Origin of the sequence: Microbulbifer hainanensis (assembly GCF_014904735.1) — a bacterium.
Taxonomy (GTDB): Bacteria; Pseudomonadota; Gammaproteobacteria; order Pseudomonadales; family Cellvibrionaceae; genus Microbulbifer; species Microbulbifer hainanensis.
Window position 1 is genome coordinate 31,475 of sequence record NZ_JACZCR010000042.1, and the last position, 24,524, is coordinate 55,998.

Sequence of the window (24,524 nt, forward strand, 5' to 3'; positions counted from 1 at the left end):
AAATTGAGCAACCGGTGCAGGGCCAGTGAAAACCTGCACCCGGTTGTCAGTCTAAAAAAATGGTCCGGATATTTTGAAATACCCGGACCATTTTTTTAGTAACCAGCCGTCCAACTTAGTGACCTCAGATCACTCAGAACTGTCCTTTTGCTGCTGCTCCATCATGTTCGGCTGCAGTATCTCGATCCAGTAGCCATCCGGATCGCGGATAAATGCGAGTCCCTTCATCTTGCCGTCGTCCGGACGCTTCTGGAACGGCACGCCCAGGGATTCGAAACGCTCCGCCGCTTTGTAGACGTCGGGTACGGCGATGCCGATATGCCCGAACCCCTGTGGCTCGTCGTTGCCGTTGTGATAGGAAAACTCCGGGTCTTTCTCGGTGCCCCAATTGTGGGTCAACTCCAGCATCGCCTCACGGCCGAAGGTATAGGTGGTGCAGCCGCCATCATCCGCCGGCACTTCCTGCGCCTGGCGATCGTCCAGGTAAGCGAGGAAGTAGAGCGTGAATTGCATCTCCGGGAAATCCAGTTTCCGCACCAGGCGCATGCCCATTACCCGGGTATAGAAATCCAGGCTGCGCGCCGGGTCCTTGATGCGCAGCATTGTCTGATTGAAGACATAGCCTTCAGTGGCGGGATCTGCGCTTTCCGACAGGCCGGGGGCCTGCTCAAAAATGACGAGACATGGGGCGACTCCTGTACTGATGCTGCGGCCGGTAGGCTCCGGCGAACAACGGGGGAGAATGTTGTGCCGGCGGTTCCGCCGCTCAGTGGGCGGAACCTGTGTCCGACAAACGATGACCCGACTAACGATGGGGACCGGCGGCGGCGCTTTCAAGCCGCGCCGCCGGCACAGCAGACTCAGCCAGCCAGTGCGCGGGCAACGCGGGAGTTACTGTCGCGGCCCAGCTCGTGGGAGATGAAGTTGCCGGCATCCGCCAGCAGTTGCAGGTCTACCCCCGTTTCGATTCCGAGGCCATTCAGCAGATAGAGTACGTCCTCGCTGGCCACATTGCCCGAGGCCCCCTTGGCATAGGGGCAGCCACCGAGGCCGGCCACCGCCGAATCCACCACGGCCACACCCATCTGCAGTGCCGCATAGATATTGGCCAGCGCCTGGCCGTAGGTATCGTGGAAGTGCACCGCGAGTTTCTCCAGCGGCACCCTGGCGGCGACCTGCTCGATCATGCGCTTGGCCGCCTCCGGCGTGCCCACGCCGATGGTATCGCCAAGAGAAATCTCGTAGCAGCCCATTTCCAGCAGGGCCGCGCTGACGTCGGCCACCTTGACCGGATCGATGTCGCCCTCATAGGGACAGCCGAGCACACAGGACACATAGCCGCGCACGGGGATGCCATCGCTTTGTGCCTGCTCCACCAGCGGGCGGAACCGCTCGAGGCTCTCGGCGATGGTGCAGTTGATGTTTTTCTGCGTGAACGCCTCGGAGGCCGCGCCGAAAACCGCCACTTCATCGGCTTTGGCCGCGACCGCGCGCTCGTAGCCTTTGAGGTTGGGCGTCAACGCGCTGTAGGTGATTCCGGCCTTGCGCGCGATGCCGGCGAGCACGTCCTCACTCGCCGCCATCTGCGGTACCCATTTGGGGCTCACGAAGCTGCCGGCCTCGATCACCGGCAAGCCGGCATCGCTGAGCTTGTCGATCAGGGCCACGCGTGTGGCCACGGAGATCTCCTGCTTTTCGTTCTGCAGGCCATCGCGCGGACCCACTTCAACCATTTTTACGTGCTGGGGTAATTTGCTCACGATTACGCCTCCCCGTCGCTGACAGCAAAGTCAATCAGCAGGCTGCCGCCGTCCACCAGTTCGCCCGCCGCGCAGAAAAACTGCTCCACGGTACCGGCCGCCGGGGCACGCAGCGTGTGCTCCATTTTCATGGCCTCCATCACCAGCAGCGGCTGGTCTTTTTCCACCTGGGTGCCGGGTTCCACCAGCAGCGCCACGATGGTGCCGTTCATCGGTGCGTCGAGGCCGTGGGCCTGGTCGCCGCTCTCGCCGATATCCGGCGGCAGTACCTTGAATTCTACCTGGGTGCCGTCGATAAACACGGTGCCGCCCTCGGCGGTGTCCACACCGATAAAACCAACCCTACGGCCGTCGACCAGTGCCAGTTCATGCCCGGGCAGCACGCGGATCTCACCGGACATGTCGTTGCACTGCCAGCGCACTGCCGCGCCCTCGGCGGTAAATGTGATCTCCGCGTGGCGACCGTGGTATTCGATGGTGTGGCGACGCGTGGCGGCCAGGCCGGAACGCCAGTTGCCGCCGCTGTGCCACGGGGAATGCGGATCCGCGGCCGGCGCGGCACCGCGCAGGTCGCGCGCTTCGCGCTCGCTCAGGTAGCCGGCGATCGCGGCACACTTCAGCGGTGTCAGCTCCCGATCCGGTCGCAGCACATCCGCTTCGTAGTCCTCGATAAAGTGGGTCGAGACACGGCCGCTGACAAACGCCTTGTGATTGATAACGCGGCGCAGGAATTCGATATTGTGGCGCACGCCGGCAATCTGGTATTGCTGCAGCGCGCGGTCGAGTTTTACCAGTGCTTCCTTGCGGGTGCGGCCGTGACAGATCAGCTTGGCGATCATCGGATCGTAGTGCACGCTGATTTCGTCGCCGCTCTGCACGCCGGTGTCGACACGCACCGACTCGGTCTCCTGAGGCGGCTGGTGGCGAACCAGGGTGCCGGTGGCCGGCAGGAAATCGTTATCCGGATCCTCGGCATAGATACGTACTTCGAAGGCGTGGCCGAGAATACTCAGGTCATCCTGCTGTAGCGGCAGCGGATCGCCGGCGGCAACCGCCAGCTGCCAGGACACCAGATCCTGTCCGGTGATCATTTCCGTTACCGGGTGCTCCACCTGCAGGCGGGTGTTCATTTCCATGAAATAGAAGGCACCGCTGGCATCGAGCAGGAATTCCACCGTGCCCGCGCCGACATAACCGATCGCGTGGGCCGCGCGCAGGGCCGCCTCGCCCATGCGCGCGCGCAGCTCTTCGCTCATCCCCGGCGCCGGTGCTTCCTCGACCACTTTCTGGTGGCGGCGCTGTACCGAACAGTCCCGCTCGAACAGATAGACGCCGCCGCCGTGATTGTCGCAGAACACCTGGATTTCCACGTGGCGCGGGTTGACCACATAGCGCTCCAGCAACATCAGGTCGTCGCCGAAGGCGTTCATCGCCTCGCGCTTGGCCGCTTCCAGGGCCTCGTGAAATTCACCGGCTTTGTCGACGCGGCGCATGCCCTTGCCGCCGCCACCGGCGGCGGCCTTCAGCAGTATCGGGTAACCGATGCGCTGGGCGTGGCCCTCGAGAATATCCGCATTCTGGTTGTTGCCGTGGTATCCGGGCACCAGCGGCACGCCGGCATCCTCCATGATCCGCTTGGCGGCGGATTTGGATCCCATCGCTTCAATGGCTCCGGCGGGCGGACCGACAAAAATAATGCCGGCGCTGTCGCAGGCGCGGCAGAACGCCGCATTTTCCGACAGGAAACCGTAGCCCGGGTGAATGGCATCGGCACCGGTCTGCTGCGCAGCGGCGATTACCTTGTCGATCACCAGGTAAGATTCCTTCGCCGGTGCCGGCCCCAGGCGTACTGCCTCATCGGCGAGCTGCACATGTAGCGCATCGGCATCGGCATCGGAATAGACAGCCACAGTCGCCACGCCGAGGCGGCGAGCGGTCTTGATAATGCGGCAGGCGATTTCACCGCGGTTGGCAATTAACAGTTTGCGAATCATGTTTAACTCTTCTCAATCATCGCGGACACCTTTTACGGTGCCTCGCACAGATTATTCGTTACCGCTGCTCATCCAGTTGGGTGCGCGCTTTTCCAGAAATGCGCCCAGTCCTTCCTGACCTTCCGGCGACACGCGCACGGCGGCGATCAGTGCACTGGTCTGGCCCTGGAGTTCTTCATTGATCACCCGGTTGGACATAGACATGGCCAGCTGCTTGGCCATGGCGACAGCGCGCGGCCCGTTGTCGGTGATCGCGTTGACCAGCTGCTGCACCTGCAGGTTCAGGTCGGCCTCCGGGCAGACTTCCGAAACCAGTCCGATCTCCCGCGCGCGCTCCGCGGAAAAACGCTCCGCGGTGACAAAGTAGCGCCGCGCGTGACGCGCGCCGATGGCGTTGATCACATAGGGGCTGATAGTCGCCGGCAGTAGGCCAATCTTCACTTCGGACAGGCAGAAGCTGGCGCGCTCGGTTGCTACCGCCATGTCGCAACAGCTGACCAGGCCGACGGCACCGCCAAAGGCGGCACCCTGCACCCGCGCGATGGTCGGTGTGGGAAAGGTGTCGAGCTTGTGCAGCATCGCCGCCAGTGCGGCGGCATCGCGGCGGTTGTCCTCTTCCGAGTAATTCGCCATGCGCTTCATCCAGTTCAGGTCGGCGCCGGCAGAAAAACTCTTGCCGTTGGAGGACAACACGAGCACACGCACATCCGGGTTCTGCGACAGGCGATCGAAGGTCTCGCCGAGTTCGCGAATCAACTCGTCGTCAAAGGCGTTGTGTATTTCCGGGCGGTTCAGGGTAACCGTGGCCACGCCTTCACTGTCGATTTCGCACAGCAGTTTGTCGCTCATAAATCTGTTCCTTGTTTCCTGGTTCGGTGTTGTTTGGCAAGCCTGACGGGCAGGCTCACCCTACAGCGATTTTTGTCCGGATTACATCCGGAACACACCGAACTTGGTTTCTTCCGGTTCTTTGTGGGTCGCCGCAGCCAGGCACAGGCCGAGTACGCGGCGGGTATCCGCCGGATCGATAACGCCGTCATCCCACAGGCGCGCCGAGGCGTAATACGGGTGCCCCTGGTGCTCGTAGTCGTCGACGATCGGCTTTCTGAACGCCTGCTCGTCTTCTCCACTCCAGCTCTCGCCGCGCGCTTCCATCTGGTCGCGCTTGACCTGCGCCAGCACGCCTGCGGCCTGCTCGCCGCCCATCACGGAAATGCGTGCATTCGGCCACATAAACAGGAAATTCGGATCGTAGGCGCGGCCGCACATGCCATAGTTGCCGGCGCCGAAGGAGCCGCCGATCAGGATGGTGATCTTCGGCACCTTGGCCGTCGCCACCGCGGTCACCATCTTGGCGCCGTGCTTGGCGATACCGCCGGCCTCGTACTGCTTGCCCACCATGAAACCGGTGATGTTCTGCAGGAATACCAGCGGAATATTGCGCTGTGCACACAGCTCGATAAAGTGCGCGCCTTTCTGTGCGCTCTCGGCGAACAGGATGCCGTTGTTGGCCACGATACCTACCGGGTAGCCGTGAATACGCGCAAAGCCGGTTACCAGGGTGGTGCCGTAGAGCGCTTTGAATTCATCGAACTCAGAACCGTCGACAGTACGCGCGATGATCTCGCGCACGTCGTAGGGCTGGCGCGCATCGCTGGGCACCACGCCGTAAATCTCTTCCGGCGGATAGATGGGCTCGATCGGTTTGGCGATATCCAGCCCCGGGTTCTTCACCCGGTTCAGGCGGTTCACCGAGCGGCGCGCCAGCTCCAGTGCGTGCACATCGTTGTTCGCATAGTGGTCCGAGACACCGGACGTGCGACAGTGCACTTCGGCACCGCCGAGTTCCTCGGCGGACACCTCTTCACCGGTAGCGGCTTTCACCAGCGGCGGGCCGGCCAGGAAAATGGTCGCCTGCTCTTTCACCATGATGGATTCATCGGCCATCGCCGGCACATAGGCGCCGCCGGCGGTGCAGCTGCCCATGACCACGGCAATCTGCGGGATATTCTGCGCGGACAGATTGGCCTGATTGAAGAAGATACGGCCGAAGTGTTCCCGGTCCGGGAAGACATCGTCCTGGCGCGGCAGGTTGGCGCCACCGGAGTCCACCAGGTAGATACACGGCAGGTTGTTCTCCGCGGCTATCGCCTGGGCGCGCAGGTGTTTTTTCACCGTCAGCGGGTAATAGGTACCGCCCTTCACCGTCGCGTCGTTGGCCACGATCACACAGGGCTGGCCGGAGACGGTGCCGATACCGGTGATGATACCGGCGGCCGGCACGTCCTCGCCGTACATGTCGTAGGCGGCCAGCTGGGAGAATTCCAGGAAGGGACTGCCCGGATCCAGCAATGTATCGATGCGGTCCCGCGGCAGTAGCTTGCCCCGGGCGACATGCTTCTCCCGCGCACGCTCGCTGCCGCCGAGGGAAATTTTCTGGACTTTTTCCCGCAGATCGGCGACCAGCTTTTCCATCTGTTCGCGGTTTTCCGCAAAGGCGGCATCGCGGGTATTAATTTTGCTCTGCAGTTGATTCATAAACTCTGATTCACTTTTTCAGAGGAGCCTGCCTGCCGGAGGGAAACCACTCCGGCAGGAATTTATCGATTCCGGATTGATCAGCGGGTTTCGTTGAACAGCTCGCGACCGATCAGCATGCGGCGCACTTCGGAAGTACCCGCGCCGATTTCGTACAGCTTGGCGTCGCGCAGCAGGCGGCCGGTGGAGTACTCGTTGATGTAGCCGTTACCGCCGAGGGTCTGGATTGCCTGCAGCGCCATCTGGGTGGCGCGCTCAGCGGTGAACAGGATCACCGCAGCGGCGTCCTTGCGCGAATCCTCGCCGCGATCACACGCCTGTGCCACCGCGTAGAGGAACGAGCGGCTTGCACTCAGGTCCGCGTACATATCGGCCAGCTTGCCCTGCATCAGCTGGAACTCGCCGATGGCTTTGCCGAACTGCTTGCGCTCGTGGACGTAGGGTACGACCACATCCATGCACGCCTGCATGATACCGACCGGGCCGCCGGAGAGAATCGTGCGCTCGTAGTCGAGGCCACTCATCAGTACCCGCACACCGCCGTTCAGTTCACCGAGGATATTTTCTTCCGGCACTTCGCAGTCCTGGAACACCAGTTCGCAGGTGTTGGAACCGCGCATGCCCAGCTTGTCGAGCTTCTGCGCCTGGGAAAAGCCCGGGAAGTCGCGCTCGACGATAAACGCGGTGATGCCGCCGGAGCTGATGCCCGGCTCGGTACGCGCGTAGATCACGTAAGTGTTGGCATCGGGGCCGTTGGTGATCCACATCTTGTTGCCGTTCAGAATAAAGCGGTCGCCCTTTTTCTCGGCGCGCAGCTGCAGGCTGACCACGTCGGAGCCGGAGTTGGGTTCGCTCATTGCCAGCGCGCCGATGTGCTCGCCGGAACACAGTTTCGGCAGGTATTTTTCCTTCTGCGCCTGGGTACCGTTCTTGCGGATCTGGTTGACGCACAGGTTGGAGTGGGCACCGTAGGACAGGCCCACGGATGCGGACGCGCGGGAGATTTCCTCCATCGCCACGGCGTGGGCCAGGTAACCCATATTGGAACCGCCGAACTCCTCCTCCACGGTCATGCCGAGGAGGCCCAGCTCGCCAAATTTTTTCCACATATCCGCCGGGAACAGGTTGTCCTCATCGATCTGCGCCGCGCGCGGGGCCAGCTCCGCCTGGCAGAACTTGTAGACCATGTCGCGCAGCATATCGATCTCTTCGCCGAGACCGAAGTTGAGGGTGCGGTAAGCGGTGTTCATAGTAACTCCGTAAATACAGTGTTCTTGTTCAGGAATCTGTGTTGCGCGCGAGGGAAGCGCGGGCGCGCGCCTCGGCATCGTCCAGTTCGCCCATCAGGCTCTGGATGTCGCGCAACTGCTGCTGCAGTTGCGCGCGCTGTTGTTCAATGCGTTCGAGCAGCCTCTGCAGCTGCTCCACGTTGCCGTGGGCCGGATCGTACATGTCGATGATTTCGCGGCTCTCGTCGAGGGAGAAACCCAGCCGCTTGCCGCGCAGAATCAACTTCAGGCGCACCCGGTCCTCCGGACTGTAGACGCGCGTCTGACCGCGGCGCGCCGGGCTCAGCAGGCCCTTGTCCTCGTAAAAGCGGATGGTGCGGGTGGTGATATCGAATTCACGCGCCAGCTCTGAAATGCTGTAGCTGGCGGGTTCGGCGGCAATACGATCGGGTTTCATAAGACTTCCTCAGGACGCGCGAAAGCCTAGCAAAGGTTTACGTTAACGTAAACGTAAACTAACGTGCCACGACCGACCCCAGGGAGGACTTCAGTCATTTGGTCTGGGGCAAACGGGCGGGAATGCCGCACCCGAGGCGCGGCTGGGCGGCTTACGCGGGCTGGGTGGCTTACGCCGGTTGAGTGTTCAGCAGCTGGCGCAGCTGGTTGTCGAGCAGTTTCTGGTAGGGCGGGGTCAGGCCGCTCACCTCGGCACCCCAGCTCGCACCGTAACTCTCGATGCGCCCGTTCAGGGAAGTATCATCCAGCAACTCACCGTGGAGCGACAGGCCACGCGCCTGTGCCAGCAGCTGCTCCCCGCTGAAGTCGAACGCCTGCGGCTGTGCCGGCACCACGGCCACCCCCAGCTGCAGGCCGGTGGCGCGGCTGGCGGCCTGCAGTTCGCGCAGCAGCAATCCGCAGCAGACGGCGCGGAAGGCCGCGTCCTCGCCGCAGAACCCCAGCCCCTGTTGCGGGCCGGCATGTTTCAGCGGCTGCCCGTCGTAGATACGGCGAAGCAGCTGCAGGCGCTCTTCCAGTTCCGCCTGCAGGTTTTCCAGCGCGCTGCGGCTGAGCTGGTTGCCCAGCTGTGTCCAGTTGAGCGGGCGGACATACAGCCCCACCCGCACCTCGGGCTCCGGTTTCGGCTGGGGCGGAGCGGCCTGGGCGCGCATGACCGGCATCGCGCGCCGCGCCGGTCGGCGGTTGCCGAACGCCAGGGCCGCGGCGGCGCTGAACGGCAGCGCAAATACGAGACTGAGCAGCAGGCTGCCCCAGGGATAGCGCACATCGCGCCCCGGCAGCAGGTTGATGGTAACGCTGCCGGCGAGGCTGTCGTGCAGCACCACCGGCGCCGTAACCGCCTCCCCCCGGTCCGCATCGCCCACCTGCGCCAGCGGATTGGACTCCACATCCTGCACGGTGACCCCGCTGATTGCCGGCAGGTCCAGCACCTGCTGGGTCAGCAGCTGCAGGCTGATGCGGTCGCCGGCGACGATCCGCTCCAGGCTCTGCGCGGCCAGGAAGGTCGCCGCGGCGCGCGCCTCGGCGCGATCGCGGACAACCGCGGCGGCTTTGCGCTGGCCGTAGTAATGGCCCAGGGCGCTTGCGCAGAACACCGCGATCACCAGCCAGATACCACCGGCCAGCAGCTGCTGGCGCTGGCGCTGTGTCAGCCGTTCCAGCAGGTCGGGCAGGGTTTTGGAAAACAGTTCGGCGAACATAGGGCGACCGCGCATCGTTGTTATCGATTTTGGTTCTGGGGCGTAAGGGGTGGATTTTAGCGAATATTGCCGCGGGGGATATAATGCGCGGCCGCAATCTGACACCACCAGGGAAGAACACCATGGGTGAAGCGCCGCAATACCACGAATACCTCCTGCCTCTGGCGGAGATCCCGCAAACCGGCAGCGACTGCGCACTGCGCTCGCTGGAATACCGCGGCGGCGACGCGCGACTGGGCCTGGAACACCACGGTGGCGACGCCCCGAGCCATATCGGTGCGCCCGCCGCGACGCTTGCGGCCGCCGACAGCCCATCCGCGATTACCGCCCCCTGGTGCGCCACCCTGCTCTCTCCGGACGCGAGCCTGGGGCAGTTGCGCCAGCTGCTGGCGTTTTTTGCCGAGCACGGCTGGACGGTCGTCGCCGTCGACACCCTGGCCTCCCGCCGCGAGTGCACCGTGCTGCGCTTCCAGCTGGACGGCGACCTCGACTTCACCCCGGCGCGGCACGCCTGCCTGCATCTGGCGGAACAGCTGGGGGCGGATCTGGTGCTGCAGCGCGGCGACACCCAGCGGCCGCCGAAGCTGGCCGGGTTCGATATGGACTCGACCCTGATCGAGGCGGAAGTGATCGATGAGCTGGCGAAAATTACCGGTATCGGCGAACAGGTGGCCGATATCACTGCGGCGGCCATGCGCGGTGAGCTCGATTTCCGCCAGAGCTTCAAGAAGCGCATGGCCCTGCTGAAAGGCTTCTCCGAGGCGCGACTCGCGGAAATCGCACCGCAGCTGCCGATCAAGGAAGGGGCCGCGGAGCTGCTGCGCGCGCTGCGCGCACTCGGTTGCAAGACCGCCATTCTCTCCGGTGGCTTCACCTATTTTGCCAACTACCTGCAGGCGGAGCGCCTGCCGGTGGATTTCGTGCACGCCAACCAGCTGGAATTTGCCGGCGGCGCCCTGACCGGCGAAGTGATCGAACCCATCGTGGACGGCGCGCGCAAGAAGGCGCTGCTGCAGGAGATGGCGGATGAAATGGCGCTGGGGCTGGAGCAGGTCATCGCGGTGGGCGACGGCGCCAACGATATCCCGATGCTGAACCTGGGGGCGCTGGGTATCGCGATTCACCCCAAACCCAAGGTGCGCCTCGAAGCACCCCAGGCGATCACCCATTTCGGGCTGGATGCGGCCCTGTACCTGTTTGGCCTGAACGACCGTCAGATTGCCGCGCTGCTCTAATAGTCTACGGAAAAACCCTTCCCTGGTTTTTTCAGCCCGGCCTTCCTTGGCCGGGCGGCAGCGGCAGAAAAAATCAGGCTCTGGCGTGGGCGAACGGCAGTGACGGCGGCTTGCCGTTGCGCTCTGTACAGACCCCGCCACTGCAGCTGGCGACCAGCACGGCCACAAACAACAGCAATCCCGTTCGTTTCCACATAAGTTCTTCCCCGCCAGTTCCTTTGTTTTGCAGTCGGCGAAGATTACTCAAAGCCGATTCCAGTGCCTAGGGCCTGTTCACACTATCCTGATTCCAAGAGACGAACCGGGAGCACACATGGCGATATCCGGCGATGGACAGTCACCGCTACTCGAGAGCCTGCGCGCACTCGGGCGACCACTGCGCAGTGGTGGCGACCTGGATCCACTGCTCGAGCGCCTCGCCGGCGCGCGCCTCGTTATGCTCGGCGAGGCCTCTCACGGCACCTCTGAATTCTATATCTGGCGCGCTGCCATCAGCCGGCGTCTGATCGAGGAGCACGGTTTCGATTTTGTCGCGGTGGAGGGGGACTGGCCGGACTGCTACCGGATCAACCGCTACGTAAAAGCCTACCCCGAGTCCGGCGAGCGCGCCGAGCGCGTGCTGCACGGCTTCGACCGCTGGCCCACGTGGATGTGGGCCAACTGGGAGACAGTGGCCTTCGCCGAGTGGCTGCGCCGGCACAACGATGTGCGCCCGGCACGCCAGTCCGGCTTCTACGGCCTGGACATGTACAGCCTGTGGGAATCCCTCGATGCCATTATCGGCCATGTACAGCGCGACGATCCCCGCTCCCTGGCGCTGGCGGAACGGGTCTTTCACTGCTTCCAGCCCTACGGTCGCGATGAACAGCAGTACGCCCGCCACGCGGTGAGCACGGACCGGGATTGTGCCGACGAGGTCATCGAACTGCTGCTGCGGCTGGTGCACCGCCGCCCGCGTTTCGACTCGGATCCGGAGGGAGAATTCGACGCCGAGCAGAATGCCCACGTGATGGTCAACGCGGAGCGCTATTACCGCACTATGATGACCGCCGGCGCCGGCTCCTGGAACCTGCGCGACACCCATATGATGGAAACCCTCAACCGCCTGATGCAGTACCACGGCCCCGACAGCCGCGGCATCGTCTGGGCGCACAACACCCATGTCGGCGACGCCCGCGCCACCGACATGCGCCACCAGGGTATGTTCAATATCGGCCAGCTGGCCAGGGAGGAATGGGGCGCGGATCGGGTCCGCCTGGTAGGTTTCGGCAGCCATCGCGGCAGCGTCATTGCCGGCCGCAGCTGGGGCGGCGCGCGGCAGAAGATGGCGGTGCCGGAAGCACCGGCGCACAGCTGGGAGGGTCTGATGCACCTCGCACTGGGCGGCGACAGCCTGCTACTGCTCGACGACGGCGCGGCCTACCCGACCTTTCACCAGCCGCGCGGCCACCGCGCGATCGGCGTGGTCTACAACCCGGAGCGGGAACAGGGCAATTACGTGCCCACGGAACTGGCACAGCGCTACAACGCCTTCATGCACCTCGAGGAAACCCGCGCCCTGCACCCGCTGCATGTGGAGGCCGCCGGCGATGTATCACCGCCGGATACCTATCCCTGGGGCTTCTAGCTGCGGCCCGCCGCTAGCCCTTGCCCGCGTGCTGTGTTTCCAGTTCGGCCACGGCGCGCGCCACGTCGCCGGGCGAGCCGGTGCGGCGCGCGAACAGGTCGTAGGCCACCGGCACGATGGACACGGTAAACACCGTCGCCGCCAGCACCCCGTACAACACCACCACGCCGATCACCGCCCGCGTCTCGGAACCGGCCCCGGACGACAGCAGCAGCGGCACGGATCCAGCGGCGGTGGTCACGCCGGTCATCAGAATCGGCCGCAGGCGGGTGACCGATGCCTGGCGTAGGGCCTCGGCAAAGCCCAGGCCGCGGTCGCGCAGTTGGTTGGCGAACTCGACGATCAGGATGCCGTTCTTGGCCGCCAGCCCCACCAGCATGATCAGCCCCACCTGGCTGTAGATGTTCAGCGACTGGCCGCTGAACAGCAGGCCGGCCAGCGCACCGGCCATCGCCAGCGGCACCGTGACCATGATCACCAGCGGGTGAATGAAACTCTCGAACTGCGCCGCCAGCACCAGGAACACCACCAGCGCCCCGAGCAGGATCGCGAACAGGATGGTGTTGCCGGAATCCTGGAAGTTCTTCGACTGCCCCTTGTAGTCGATCACCGGGGTGCCATCCAGCTCCGCGGCGGCGAGGCCATTCAGGTAGTCGATCGCATCGCCGAGCACCAGGCCGTCGGCCAGGTTGGCCTCCAGCGTGATCGAGCGGATGCGGTTGTAGCGCTGCAGGTTGGGCGAGTCGGCGTAGTCGCGCACATTGACCAGGCTCTGCAGCGGAATCAGCTTGCCGGTGGTGGTGGAGCGCGCGTAGATATTGTCGAGGCTGGCCGGGGTGCGCTGTAGCGCGCGCTCACCCTCGAGGATCACATCGTACTCCTCGCCGTCGTTGATGAAGGTGGTGGCGCGCAGTGAACCGAACATCGTCTGCAGGCTGGAGCCGACATCGCTGACCTGCACCCCCAGGTCGGCGGCGCGCTCGTAGTCCACATCGATGCGCATCTGCGGCTGGGTCTCCTTGTAGTCCCAGTCCACCCCCAGCAGGCCCGGATTGGATCTGGCGATGGCCGCATTGAGCTTGTCGCGCCACGCGGTCAGCTGCTCGTAACTGGCACCGCCGAGCACGAACTGCACCGGCTTGCCGAGGCCACCGCCGAATCCCTGGCGCATCACCGGAAAGGCCCGCACACCGCTGAGGTCGCTGACTTTCTCGCGCACTGTGTTCATCAGTTCAAAACCCGACGGCCGCTCGCCAAAGGGCGCTAGGGTAAAGATCACCATACCGGTATTGAAGGTGGCGGAATTGCCAAAGGAACGCGGCGAGCGCACCAGCAGCCGGCGCACATAGCCCGCCTCGACCAGCGGCATCAGGCGCTTTTCGATCTCGTCCATATACTCCTGCATGTACTGGTAGCTGGCGCCCTCCGGGCCGTTCACCAGCAGGAAGAAGGCCCCGCGATCCTCCCGCGGCGCATACTCACCGGGGATCAGTTTCACTGCCAGCAGCGCAAACGCGAGCACCGCGGCGAAACCGAACCCGGCGAGCCAGCGCCGGCGCAACAGGCTCTCCAGCGCGCTGCGGTAACCCCGCTGCAGGCGCGCCAACTGCGCGTCCATCAGACGCGTCAGGCGATTGCCCTGGTCATTCGGGCGTATCAGCCGGGCCGCCAGCATCGGCGACAGGGTCAGCGCAGTGAACGAGGAAAAGATCACCGCCGCCGACATGGTCAGTGCAAATTCCGAGAACAGCCGGCCGATATCCCCCTCGAGAAACGTGATCGGCACGAATACCGCCACCAGCACCAGTGTGGTGGCGACCACGGCGAAACCCACCTCGCGGGCGCCGCGGTAAGCGGCCAGCAGCGGCGGCTCGCCGTACTCGTCCATGCGCCGGAAGATGTTTTCCAGCACCACGATGGCATCGTCCACCACCAGCCCGATCGCCAGCACCAGCGCCAGCAGCGTGAGCAGGTTGATACTGAATCCGAAGGCGTAGAGCAGGATGGACGTGGCGACGAGGGAGACCGGCACCGTGATCGCCGGCACCAGCGTCGCGCGCCAGTTGCCGAGGAACAGGTAGATCACCAGCACCACCAGGATCACGGCAATGATCAGCGTGCTGTACACCTCGGAAATGGCCTCGCTGACGAACACCGAGGAATCGTAACTCTGTGCCAGGGTCATGCCCGGCGGCAGTGTCGCGTTGACCTTCACCATCTCCGTCTTGGCCGCATCCGCCACGGCGATGATGTTGCCGGTGGACTGGCGGGTAATGCCGATCCCCACCATCGATTCGCCGTTGCCGCGGAAGGTGGAGCGCTCCTCTACCGAGCCCAGCTCGACCCGCGCCACATCGGCGAGTCGCACCACGTGGCCGTTGGCACCGGTGGCAATGGCGAGCCGGGCGAAATCGTCGGCACTGCGAAACTGTCGCTGCAGGCGCAGCGTGAACTGGCGATCGCCGGATTCCAGGTAGCCCGCCGGCAGTTCGCGGTTTTCGGCGCGCAGCGCGCGCTCGATATCGCCACTGGTCACACCGTGTGCAGCCATCGCGGTGCGGTCAAGCCAGATCCGCATCGCGTATTCCTTGCTGCCGCCGACCCGCACGCGGGCGACGCCGTCGAGCACGGAAAAACGGTCGACCAAGTAACGCCTGGCGTAGTCCGTCAGTTCGGGGACGGTCATGTTTTCCGACGTCAGGTTCAGCCACAGCACCACGTCGTCGTTGCTGTCGACCTTTTCGATTTCCGGGGGATCCGCCTCCACCGGCAGATTGTCCAGCACGCCGGAAACGCGGTCGCGGATATCGTTGGCGGCGGCATCGACATCCCGGTTGATTTTGAACTCGATGGTGATGTTGGAGCGCCCGTCCTGGCTCGAGGACGAAATCGTCTTGATACCCTCGACCCCGGCGATGCGGTCCTCGATCGGGCGGGTGATACGGGCTTCGACGATGTCCGCCGAGGCCCCGGGGTAGTCCGTCCGCACCGACACAATCGGCGGATCGATATCCGGGTATTCCCGCAGCGGCAGGCGCTCGAAACTGATCAGGCCGAACACCACCAGCAGCAGGGACATCACCAGGGCGAGGACCGGTCGCCTGACTGCGGTATCGCTGAGGATCATGACTGCCCCACTGCCGCTGCCGCGTCTTCGGCCACTTCTGGCGTCACCGGCTGGCCGTCGCGGATCTTGAGACCGCCGCGGGTCACCACCTGCTGCCCGGCACTGAGACCCGACAGCACTTCAACCTTGCCCGTATAGCGGCGCCCGAGCTGTACCGCGCGGCGCTGGGCTACATAGCCATCGCCGCTGGACTCCAGCACGAAGACCCACTGCTGGTCCGCCACCGGCAGCAAGGCGGATTCGGGAATCGTCAGCGCACTGCGTGGATTGCTGACGACTTCCACCGCCAGCAGCATGCCCGGCCGCAGCAGGCCCTCGGGGTTGTCGAAGCGCGCGCGCACGGTGGCTGCGCGTGTCTGCGCATCCACCCGCGGATCCACCAGCAGTACCTCGCCGCGGAAATCCCGCCCGGGATGCGCGCGACTGTGTGCGCGCACTTCCATTCCCGGCGCCAGTTGCGGCAGTCGGCGCTCGGGCACGGTGAAATCCACTTTCAGCCGCGACACATCCTGCAGGGTGGTGATTTCCTCGCTGGGGGACACCAAGCCGCCGACACTGACATTGCGCAGCCCCAGCTGGCCGGCGAAGGGCGCGCGGATAATGCGATCGTTGATACGCGCCTCGAGCATCGCCGCGCGCGCGCGGGTTTCCGCCACCAGGGTCTCGGCGGCGTCCAGCTGTTCCGCCGTGGCGAGCTTTTTACTGACCAGCCCGCGCAGGCGCTCGGCGTCGCGTCGGTAGCGGGCGAGGCTCGCGCGCGCGCCGTCCAGTTCGGCGCTCTCTTCTGCGTGATCCAGCTCCACCAGAACATCACCGGCTTTCACCCACTGGCCGCTGGCGAAGGCGATGCGCGCGATACGCTCGGTTTCAGTGGCGCGCACCGAGACATATTCCCACGCCCGCGCGGTGCCCAGCGCCTCGACCGGATCGGCGATGACCTCTTCCTGCACCAGTGCGGTGCGCACTACCACGGGGTTGTCCCCACCCTGCGCCCATACGCCGCGGGCACCCAACAAAAGCAGCAGGCACATCAGGCCAATTTTTTTCTTCATTGTGTTTATTGTCTTTCGCTGATCGGGAAGTTGCCGCGCAGTGGCTGGCACAAAAGCGCGCGCGGGCTGCGACAGAGTATACGCAGTCCGGACGCTTACAGTTCAGGAAAGAATGCAGGATTCGGGCCCGTCTGGCGACGGGCCCGGTATGCAAGAGGGAGGATTATTCGCCGTCGTCGCCGTAGACGATCTGGCTGTTCACCTTGACGGTCAGCGGGTGGTAGCCGGGCTTGGCTTTCTCGAAAATCCGCACGGCCATATCGCGCTTGCCGTTTTCAACCAAAGCGCGGTACAGCGGGCGCACGAACTTGTTGCGGCCGATGCTTACCATGAACTCTTCCAGGCGCGGGAAGGCCGGCTGGTAGTCATTGCGCACGGCGATCATCAGCCAGCTGAAGGCGATTTCATTGTTCTTCGACTTGGTCAGACCGAAGGTGTCGTCCAGCTCTTTCAGCTGTTTTTCGCTCAGTTTCTCCGGCATGCCGTCGAGGAAGTACTTCCACTCGTGGAAGGTCCACTTGCTGGTGTCGATATCCTTGGCCGCAATCTTGCCGTCGAGCCACTGCTGGCGAATCGGGTCGATCTTGGTAAAGGCATCGGAAGTCGGGTGCGGCGCGCCCTCCGGCAGGCCCGGCTCGTAGATCCACTGGTGGATACGTTTGGGATCCAGCTTGTCCGGATACTGCTTCACCAGGGTCTCGTTCAGGTAGTTGACGAAATCTTCCGTGGTGATGCTCTGGAACGCGAAGTGGTTGAAGTAATCCAGCAGGAACTGGTCGAACGCCTCGCGGCCGACTTTCTGCTCCAGCTCGTACAGGAACAGGGAACCCTTTTCATAGGGGATGTTGGAAAACACTTCGTCCGGGTCGCGACCGCGCATGTCGACTGCAAGGATCTCGTCTTTATCCGGGCGATCTGCCAGGTCCGCCTCCAGATCCGCGTAGCCCAGCGCCATTTCCATCTTGTAGCGCTCGTCACCGTAGACGTTCTGCATGATGCGGTTGGTCAGGTAAGTGGTGAAACCCTCGTTCAGCCACAGGTCACGCCAGGTGGCATTGGTGACCAGGTTGCCGGACCAGGAGTGGGCCAGTTCGTGGGCGATCAGGGAGACCAGGCTCTTGTCACCGGCGATGACAGTCGGGGTGATGAAGCTCAGGCGCGGGTTCTCCATACCGCCGAACGGGAAGCTGGGCGGCAGGATCAGCAAGTCGTAGCGGTCCCAGCGGTAAGGGCCGTACACCTTCTCGTTGACCTCGAGCATGGACTCGGTGTCCGCGAATTCCTTGGCGGCCGCGTCCAGCAGGGACGGTTCGGCGTAGACACCGGTGCGTTCGCCCATGGCCTTGAAGTCCAGGTCGCCAACGGCCAGCGCCAGCAGGTAAGACGGGATCGGCTGCGGCATCTCGAACTTGTAGACGCCGTTCTTCGGTGCGTCCGGATCGTTGTTTGCACTCATGACCGCACGCAGCTCTTTCGGCGTGCGGATGGTCGCGTTATAGGTGATGCGTACGGACGGAGTGTCCTGCAGCGGTACAAAACTGCGCGCGTGGATCGCCTGCGCCTGGGTGAACAGGAACGGGTGCTTCTTGCCAGCGGTCTGCTGCGGCTCCAGCCACTGCACACCGGAAGCGTCCGGCGAGGTCTCGTAGCGGATCGCCACCTGGGTGGCATTTTTCGGCAGCTTGATCTTCAGCGGCGTGCCCATGTCATGGTCGGTCTCGCCCATGGAGAACTTGACCGGCTCCATCGTCTCGCCGTGACCGGCTTGCACCGACTCGATTTTCAGGCCGCGGGTGTCGAGCACCAGCGGGCGGTTCTTGTCGTTCAGGCGTTTAAACTGGAGTTTCGCCTCGCCACTGAGCACTTTGCGTGAAAAGTCGACGTTCAGATCCAGGTCCAGGTGCTTGACCCGGTAATCTTCCGTATTGGCGAAAGAGTTGTAGTCCTTGCCGGGCTTAACGCCCTTGTCAGTTTTTGCCTTGGCGGACTTCTTGTCGGCGCCGGACTTGTCTGCGGTGGCACTGGCAGTTTTTGCCGCGGTGCCTTGTGCCGACGACGGCGCTTCGGATTTTGAACAGCCGCCCGCCAGTGCGAGCGCACCGACAATCAGGCTGGTACAGAGTAAGCGGGGCAACATGGGATGGCTCCAGTAAATATTCTGTTTTTATCAGTGAATCACTGCGGGCCCGGACGGGGCTAAAGCAGGATTTCGGGGATTGCTCAACGCGGCACAGGATACAGCAGCGCAGAGGACAAATCAGCCGCGCGGCGCTGGGCCGTGGACCTGGTGGCCTGTGGATAAGTGCAGATTGATCGCGATGTCGGGCGGGCGGAGAGATGGCAGAGCGAGAATGGAACCGGACTTCCCTGTCCGGTGCGGGGCGATCTCAGTCGAGGCTGAAATCAAAATTCATGTCTTCGGCCGGGGCCTGGACATAATAGCCCTGGATGTAGTCGGTGCCGGTCTGCCAGAGGGTCGGTAGCATGCTGGCCTGCTCGATATGCGGCACGATGACCTTGGTATTGGCCTCGCCCAGCTGCTTGACCAGGTTGGCGAGGGTCTCGCTACTCTCGCCCTCGTCCTGCACTTCGTGCACGAAGGACGGGTCTACCTTGGCGATATCCACCTTGACGTGCTCCAGGGCCTTGAACGGGTTCAGGCCGGTGCCGAAATGGCACACGGCAACGCGGCAGCCGAGATCCTGCACCTGTTTGGTGAAATCCCGCGCCGCGTGCAGGTTGCTGTTGATATCTTCCTGGCGCATCTGGAAAGTGACCATCTTGGGCGGCACCTTGGCGGCCTTGAACGCAACGCCCAGCCAGGCCGGCAGCCCGCTGTCCAGCAGCGATCCGGCGGTAATGTGTAGCAGCAGCGACACATTCTTGTTGGCCGCACGTTCGGCAGCGGCGGCCTTGATCGCGTTGAGGATGATCCAGCGATCCATTTTGGTGGCCAGTGTCGCGTCGCCGAGCGCCTCGAGGAAGGCCACCGGCGCCAGTTGCTCCTTGCCGTCGACCAGCCGCACCAGCACTTCGTAGAGCTGTTCGCCACTGCCCTGCAGGCTGAGGATCGGCTGGTATAGCAGCTTCATGTTGCCGGCTTCCAGGGCCTGCACCACCCGCGCGCGCAGGTAGGTGTCGGCATCGCCCTGCTGGTCGGTATCGGGTTCAAAGAGCGCGAAAGCATTACCGTTTTCGCTTTTCTGCAGAGCCTGATCGTGGGCCTGCAGCGCCTGGTCGAGTACTTTCTGCGCGCCGCCGGAGGCCTCACTAAGCAGCGAGATCCCCACGGAAGCGGTGACATGCAGGGTTTTGCCGGCGGCGTCGAAGATGGTATCGGCAATGCTTTTCAGCAGCGTTTTGGTCCGGTGCTCGGCACTGTCCGGTGTCGTCTCCGGCATCAGCAGGCAGAAGCTGTCATCGCCGTAGCGCGCCAGCACATCGCCGCGGCGCAGACTGGACTGCAGCAGTTGGGCCATCTTCTTTTGCAGCGCGTCAGCACCCGCGACGCCCACCACTTTCTGCACCGTTTCCTCGAAGCGGTCGACCTCGATGTACATCAGGCCACCCGTGCGCTGGGATCCGGCGGTGGACTGGATCGCCTTGTCGAGCAGCGGCAGGAAGTGCTGGCGGTTGTACAGCCCGGTGAGTGGATCGCGGCTCTTGATGTCGCTGAGCTGGGCTTCCAGCTGTTCGGTATCGCCACCGCGCGCGCCGATGCGCACCTGCAGGCAGCGCTCCTCGTCGTAGACCGTGGAGAGCACTTCCGCGCGGGTCGGCAGCGGACTGCCGCTGGCGGTCTTGGCAGTGAACTTCCATTCCTTTGCCTCGACCTCGTTGTTGTCGATGGCACACTGTTTGAGGAAGTCCCGCGCATCTTCCTGCTCGCCCTCGGTAAGCATGTCGATCAGCGGCTGGTATTCGATGTCGTCGTTGCTCTGGTAGCCAAAACGCTCGGCGAAGGACTCATTGGCATAGACGATCAGGCCGTCGGAGACGTAGGCAATGCCGTCCTTGGAGCTGTCCAGCAGCTCCTTGGCGCGCTGTAGCGTCGCGTGGTAACGGCGGTCGTGCAGCCGCGCCCGGCGGCGGTTTTCCAGGGCGACCATTTCCCGCTGGATGACCAGCAGCAGATGCTGGTCTTCGTCCACGGTGACCACATCGCGGGCACCCAGCTTGAGGCCCTCAACCACCGGTTGAGCGCCCGCGCGCTCACTGAGGAGCACTGTCGGGATGTCTTTCTGCATCTTGCTGATGGTGCGCAGCGCCACGGCGGGGGGAACCTGCTTGCTGCTCTCGGCGGCGATCAGCAGGTCCCAGCTCTTGTCCTGCAGAAGCTTGGTCAGTGCGGCTTCGCTGGCCACATGCTGGGCGCGGTTCGAGCGCCCGGCATTGTGCAGCATACTGACCAGGCGCTGTGCTTCAGAAGGGGTATCGTGTATCAGAAGTAGTCGGATTGTGTCGTTGCTGCTCATTATTCTGCTCGTGGTACCTACTGCGGCGGGACCGCTCCGCCCCGGAAAATCCCGGTAGCGCGAAGGGTCATAAGTTTAGGTTGCCGCAGCGGTTACTTACAAGAGCGCAGGTGGGCCAGTCGGGCGACCGGCATCACACATATTCAAAGCGGGCGAAGGTTCCGGTCCCCATTAGCTGCGTTTGAAGTGTTACCGGGTAGGACTGAGACTCCGATAGCAACTCCACAGTGTCGTAGACCTTGAACAGCGGTACCGGCAGGATCAGCGACGGCGTCTCCTCCTGCGCGGCCTTCAGCAACAGCGCGGCAATCGGCGCCGACAGATGGCCGGCCGTCGTATGTCGCTGCACCTTCACCGGCAGTGCCTCGGCGGCGAAGATCTCGATTCCGGCGCGACTGTGATCCGGCATTGTGAACTGCCAGCGGATCACTGCCACCTGCCACTGCTCCTGCAGACGGATACCGACCAGCTCACCGACGCGCAGCTTGTCGCCGACCGCCTGGGGCAGGCTCAGCCCGAGGCCATGGGCACTGCTGTTGAGCACGTTGGCCTGTTCCGGCCGGTAGCGCTGCTCGGCGCCGCGTTCACTACTGCTGGCACGGCCACGGGCGTCACGGCGCAGGCTGGGCGCACTGGGCAGCGACACATCGTACTCATTCATGGTCTTGCCGGAGGCATAGTCCACCGAATCCACGTCGAGGCACAGGTGGGCGCGGTCCGCTTCGCCCCGCGGGAAAAACCCATCGGGCAACGCCGGTCCGCCACTGCCGCCGAGATGAAAACTGATGGCGCCGATACCGATGGCAATCTCGCAGTGCTGCTGCAGCGGCGTGCGCCGCTCGGTGCGGCCGCTGTGGGCTGCCCAACCCTTGCTGGCCCGTTCGAACAGCGGGTCGGCGTATTTCTGCAACTGCTTGTCGAGCAGTGCCAGCACCCCCGTCAGGTCGACTTTCCAGCCGCGGGAGCCACTGAAATGGCGCAGATCCACTTTGCAGCTACCGAGGCGATTGGCCGGCACCGGCGGCTGGTCGAGATTCAGGCAGGCGAGCAGGCCGTCGCGCATCTCGGTGTAATTGCCGGTGATTTTCGCCGCCCGCGCCCAGTCGTGGGTGAGGTCCCAGAGTCTTTCCTGTTCCTCGCCGTTGAGCTGCACCGGGTTGGCACTGGCGAAAAGCGCGGCCTGTAGGTAGGCGCGTGCGGCGGAGTCGCGCCCGCGCGGATGCAGGGAGTCGGCCACCCGTTTGCCGTCCACGCGGTGCAGTTGCGCCAGGCGCAGCAGCACCTGCATATCGCGCCAGCAATGCTTGGGAGTGGCGAGACCGAAAAGCGCGGCAATGCGTACCTGGCGACGCTGGCTGTCCACCGCCCGATGCAGGCTGCAGGCGCGGCGACCGCGCACCAGCAGGGCGACACCGCCATCACCGGCGAGCTGTGCGGCGATACTCGCGTAGGCGGCGCCCAGTTGCCGCAGCATGCGCGATGCCAACAGCACAGCCTCGCGCAGCTCCGGGGTCTGGGCACGGGCCAACACACCGCGCTGTATCGCCATTGCGTCGACGCAGGCCAGGGTGTATTCGCGCAGCAACTCGAGCATCGGCAGGCGGCGTTCCGCCGGTGCCTGCCACTGGGCTACCTCATCGATCAGTGTCAGCAGCAGGCCGGCGAGGCGCTGCTGGTCGGACGGGTGATAGGGTTGTAAATCGTAATGGGCCAGCCATCGGTACAACTGGCGTTCGCTGGCGCAGCCACAGCTGAGCTCCCGCACGGCCAGTGCCGGCAGTTCGAGCGTGGCGATAAGATTTTTTGAGGCGGCGGCCCCGGTCTGGGCTGCTTCTGTGACAGCTTCCTGCATGGCGATTCACGTCCTGTAACTTCACAGCAGTATATGTAAGCTGTTTTCAGCCGAACAAGCCGTACAGGTTGATTTTGACGACAAAATTGTGATCTATGCCCATTTGAACATCAGCACTAATTTGGCGACTTTGCCCGATGATGACAACCAACCCCCCTCACAACGGTGACTTTGATCCTTCGCCCGGGATCTCGCGCACCAGTTTGGGCACCAGGTAGCCGGGGAGCCGCAGGCGCAGTTTTTCCACCAGCGCCAGTGCGTTCGCGTCGCTGACTTCGAAATGCGCCGCGCCCTGCACGCGATCCAGCTGGTGCAGGTAGTACGGCAGCACGCCGGCCGCAAACAGCGATTCGCTGAGTGCTTCGAGCACGTCGGCACGGTCGTTGACGCCCTTCAACAACACCGCCTGGTTGAGCAGGGTGACGCCGGCACTGCGCAATTTTGCCAGTGCCGCACGCACGTCGTCGTCGATCTCGTTGGCGTGGTTGCAGTGCAGCACCAGTACCGGCTTCAGGCGCGATCCGCTGAACCAGTCGATCATGTCATCGGTAATGCGGCTGGGCGCGACAATCGGCAGGCGGCTGTGTACGCGCAGCTTGTCGATGTGCGGAATATCCGCCAGACCTGCCGCCAGCCAGCGCAGCTGGCGATCCCCGAGCACCAGCGGATCACCGCCGCTGAGGATCACCTCCCGCAGCTCACTGCGCGCCCGGATATAATCCAGCGCCGCCTGCCACTGGGCGCGGCTCAGGTGGTTGTCGCCATAGGGAAAGGCGCGGCGGAAACAGTAGCGACAGTTGACCGCGCACTGGCCGGCCGCGATCAGCAGCAGGCGCCCGCGGTATTTGTGCACGACACCGGGCACCGGATTGGCTGCGCGCTCCTCGAGGGGATCCGCGCTGAAGCCGGGCTGCGATGCCAGCTCCGGCGCGCCGGGCAGGACCTGCAGCAGCAGCGGGTCGCGCGGATCACCGCGGCGCATGCGCTGCAGGAAGGACCGCGGCACCCGCAGGGCGAACTCGCCGCTGGCAGTGAAGGCCTGCGGCAACTGGGCCTCGTCCAGACCGAGAAGCTCGAACAGTTCGCGGGGGTCGGTCACCAGGTCGTTCATCTCGTCCTGCCAGCGGCGTATTTCGGCGCCGGGGCCGGTTTCTCGAGCGACGATTTCACTGGGGGCTGGGGCGTGCTGTATCATAGGCGGCTATTCGATGTGCGCTGGGCGCGCAAATTTTAAGCAGTTACGTAAAAATTGAAAGGGGCGCGGCAGAATATCGGGCTGCGCCAGTTTGTCTATCAGAGGATTCCATGGCTAGTTACTCCACGAACGAATTCAAGGGCGGTCTCAAGGTAATGCTGGACGGCGACCCCTGCTCCATTGTGGAAAATGAGTTCGTCAAACCCGGCAAAGGCCAGGCGTTTAACCGCGTCAAGCTGCGCAACCTGAAAACCGGCCGCGTCTGGGAGCGCACCTTCCGCTCCGGCGAGAGCCTGGAGTCGGCCGACGTCATGGACCGCGAGATGGAATATCTCTACAACGACGGCGAGTTCTTCCACTTTATGGAGCCGGAGACCTTCGAGCAGCACCAGGCCAGCGCCGATGCTGTCGGCGACGCGGCCAAGTGGCTGAAGGAACAGGACGTGTGCGTGGTGACCCTGTACAACGGCGCACCGCTGGCGGTAACCCCGCCCAACCACGTGATTCTGGAAATCACCGATACCGATCCGGGCCTGCGCGGCGACACCGCCCAGGGCGGTACCAAGCCGGCCACCCTGGTCACCGGTGCCGTGGTCAAGGTGCCGCTGTTCCTGGAGATCGGCGAGACAATCAAGGTCGATACCCGCACTGGCGAATACCTGGGACGCGCAAAGGAAGACTGATCGCGCCAACCTTCGTTTTTTAGAAGCTAGAAGCGGGCC

18 protein-coding genes are annotated in these 24,524 nt (G+C 63.7%); 3 read left to right on the plus strand and 15 right to left on the minus strand.

Translation table 11 applies throughout. From position 1 onward, the window contains the following. Positions 1-129 precede the first annotated feature (129 nt). The 8 genes from gloA to IG168_RS16475 all read right to left on the minus strand — a co-directional run bounded on the left by gloA (position 130) and on the right by IG168_RS16475 (position 9,239). Entirely contained in the window at positions 130-603 is a 474-nt protein-coding gene (gene gloA, locus IG168_RS16440; RefSeq protein WP_226877066.1) for a lactoylglutathione lyase, read from the minus strand. Between the two features lie 257 nt (positions 604-860). Beyond that, positions 861-1,763, minus strand: coding sequence for a hydroxymethylglutaryl-CoA lyase (locus IG168_RS16445; RefSeq protein WP_193165653.1), 903 nt, complete (start codon positions 1,761-1,763; stop codon positions 861-863). Further along, positions 1,763-3,754, minus strand: a complete 1,992-nt coding sequence (locus tag IG168_RS16450; protein ID WP_193165618.1) for an acetyl/propionyl/methylcrotonyl-CoA carboxylase subunit alpha — start codon at positions 3,752-3,754, stop codon at positions 1,763-1,765. Before IG168_RS16450 ends, IG168_RS16445 begins: the two co-directional genes overlap by 1 nt. 51 nt (positions 3,755-3,805) lie before the next feature. Beyond that, positions 3,806-4,603 (minus strand): enoyl-CoA hydratase/isomerase family protein, encoded by a 798-nt coding sequence (locus IG168_RS16455; protein WP_193165620.1) that lies wholly within the window; start codon positions 4,601-4,603, stop codon positions 3,806-3,808. 81 nt (positions 4,604-4,684) lie between these two features. Beyond that, the gene (locus IG168_RS16460) at positions 4,685-6,292 is read right to left on the minus strand and encodes a carboxyl transferase domain-containing protein (protein WP_193165622.1); all 1,608 of its coding nucleotides are present in this window, start codon (positions 6,290-6,292) and stop codon (positions 4,685-4,687) included. 80 nt (positions 6,293-6,372) lie between these two features. Then, the gene (locus IG168_RS16465) at positions 6,373-7,542 is read right to left on the minus strand and encodes an isovaleryl-CoA dehydrogenase (protein WP_193165624.1); all 1,170 of its coding nucleotides are present in this window, start codon (positions 7,540-7,542) and stop codon (positions 6,373-6,375) included. 28 nt (positions 7,543-7,570) lie between these two features. Then, on the minus strand, positions 7,571-7,978 hold the full coding sequence (locus tag IG168_RS16470) for a MerR family transcriptional regulator (protein WP_193165626.1): 408 nt from the start codon (positions 7,976-7,978) through the stop codon (positions 7,571-7,573). 169 nt (positions 7,979-8,147) lie between these two features. Next, complete coding sequence (locus IG168_RS16475; RefSeq protein WP_226877067.1) at positions 8,148-9,239, minus strand: hypothetical protein; 1,092 nt, start codon at positions 9,237-9,239, stop codon at positions 8,148-8,150. An 83-nt stretch (positions 9,240-9,322) separates the two neighbouring features. Between IG168_RS16475 and serB the strand changes: the two genes are divergently transcribed. Next, entirely contained in the window at positions 9,323-10,474 is a 1,152-nt protein-coding gene (serB, locus tag IG168_RS16480) for a phosphoserine phosphatase SerB (protein ID WP_226877068.1), read from the plus strand. Positions 10,475-10,547: 73 nt separating this feature from the next. On the opposite strand, the gene IG168_RS20860 is transcribed toward serB, so the two are convergent. Beyond that, on the minus strand, positions 10,548-10,670 hold the full coding sequence (locus IG168_RS20860) for a hypothetical protein (RefSeq protein WP_264300124.1): 123 nt from the start codon (positions 10,668-10,670) through the stop codon (positions 10,548-10,550). A gap of 117 nt (positions 10,671-10,787) precedes the next feature. On the opposite strand from IG168_RS20860, the gene IG168_RS16485 reads away from it, so the two are divergent. Further along, positions 10,788-12,101 (plus strand): erythromycin esterase family protein, encoded by a 1,314-nt coding sequence (locus tag IG168_RS16485; RefSeq protein WP_193165630.1) that lies wholly within the window; start codon positions 10,788-10,790, stop codon positions 12,099-12,101. 13 nt (positions 12,102-12,114) lie between these two features. On the opposite strand, the gene IG168_RS16490 is transcribed toward IG168_RS16485, so the two are convergent. The 6 genes from IG168_RS16490 to epmB all read right to left on the minus strand — a co-directional run bounded on the left by IG168_RS16490 (position 12,115) and on the right by epmB (position 23,802). Next, positions 12,115-15,228: an efflux RND transporter permease subunit gene (locus IG168_RS16490; protein WP_193165632.1), complete on the minus strand. Its 3,114-nt coding sequence runs from the start codon at positions 15,226-15,228 to the stop codon at positions 12,115-12,117. Next, entirely contained in the window at positions 15,225-16,280 is a 1,056-nt protein-coding gene (locus tag IG168_RS16495) for an efflux RND transporter periplasmic adaptor subunit (protein WP_193165634.1), read from the minus strand. Before IG168_RS16495 ends, IG168_RS16490 begins: the two co-directional genes overlap by 4 nt. A gap of 163 nt (positions 16,281-16,443) precedes the next feature. Further along, on the minus strand, positions 16,444-18,417 hold the full coding sequence (locus tag IG168_RS16500; RefSeq protein ID WP_193165637.1) for a M1 family metallopeptidase: 1,974 nt from the start codon (positions 18,415-18,417) through the stop codon (positions 16,444-16,446). Between the two features lie 250 nt (positions 18,418-18,667). Then, positions 18,668-20,755, minus strand: coding sequence for a GGDEF/EAL domain-containing response regulator (locus IG168_RS16505; RefSeq protein WP_193165639.1), 2,088 nt, complete (start codon positions 20,753-20,755; stop codon positions 18,668-18,670). 133 nt (positions 20,756-20,888) lie between these two features. After that, positions 20,889-22,607, minus strand: coding sequence for a hypothetical protein (locus IG168_RS16510; RefSeq protein WP_193165641.1), 1,719 nt, complete (start codon positions 22,605-22,607; stop codon positions 20,889-20,891). A 157-nt stretch (positions 22,608-22,764) separates the two neighbouring features. After that, positions 22,765-23,802 (minus strand): EF-P beta-lysylation protein EpmB, encoded by a 1,038-nt coding sequence (gene epmB, locus IG168_RS16515; RefSeq protein WP_193165642.1) that lies wholly within the window; start codon positions 23,800-23,802, stop codon positions 22,765-22,767. A 110-nt stretch (positions 23,803-23,912) separates the two neighbouring features. Between epmB and efp the strand changes: the two genes are divergently transcribed. After that, complete coding sequence (gene efp / locus IG168_RS16520) at positions 23,913-24,485, plus strand: elongation factor P (RefSeq protein ID WP_193165643.1); 573 nt, start codon at positions 23,913-23,915, stop codon at positions 24,483-24,485. Positions 24,486-24,524: the final 39 nt, after the last annotated feature.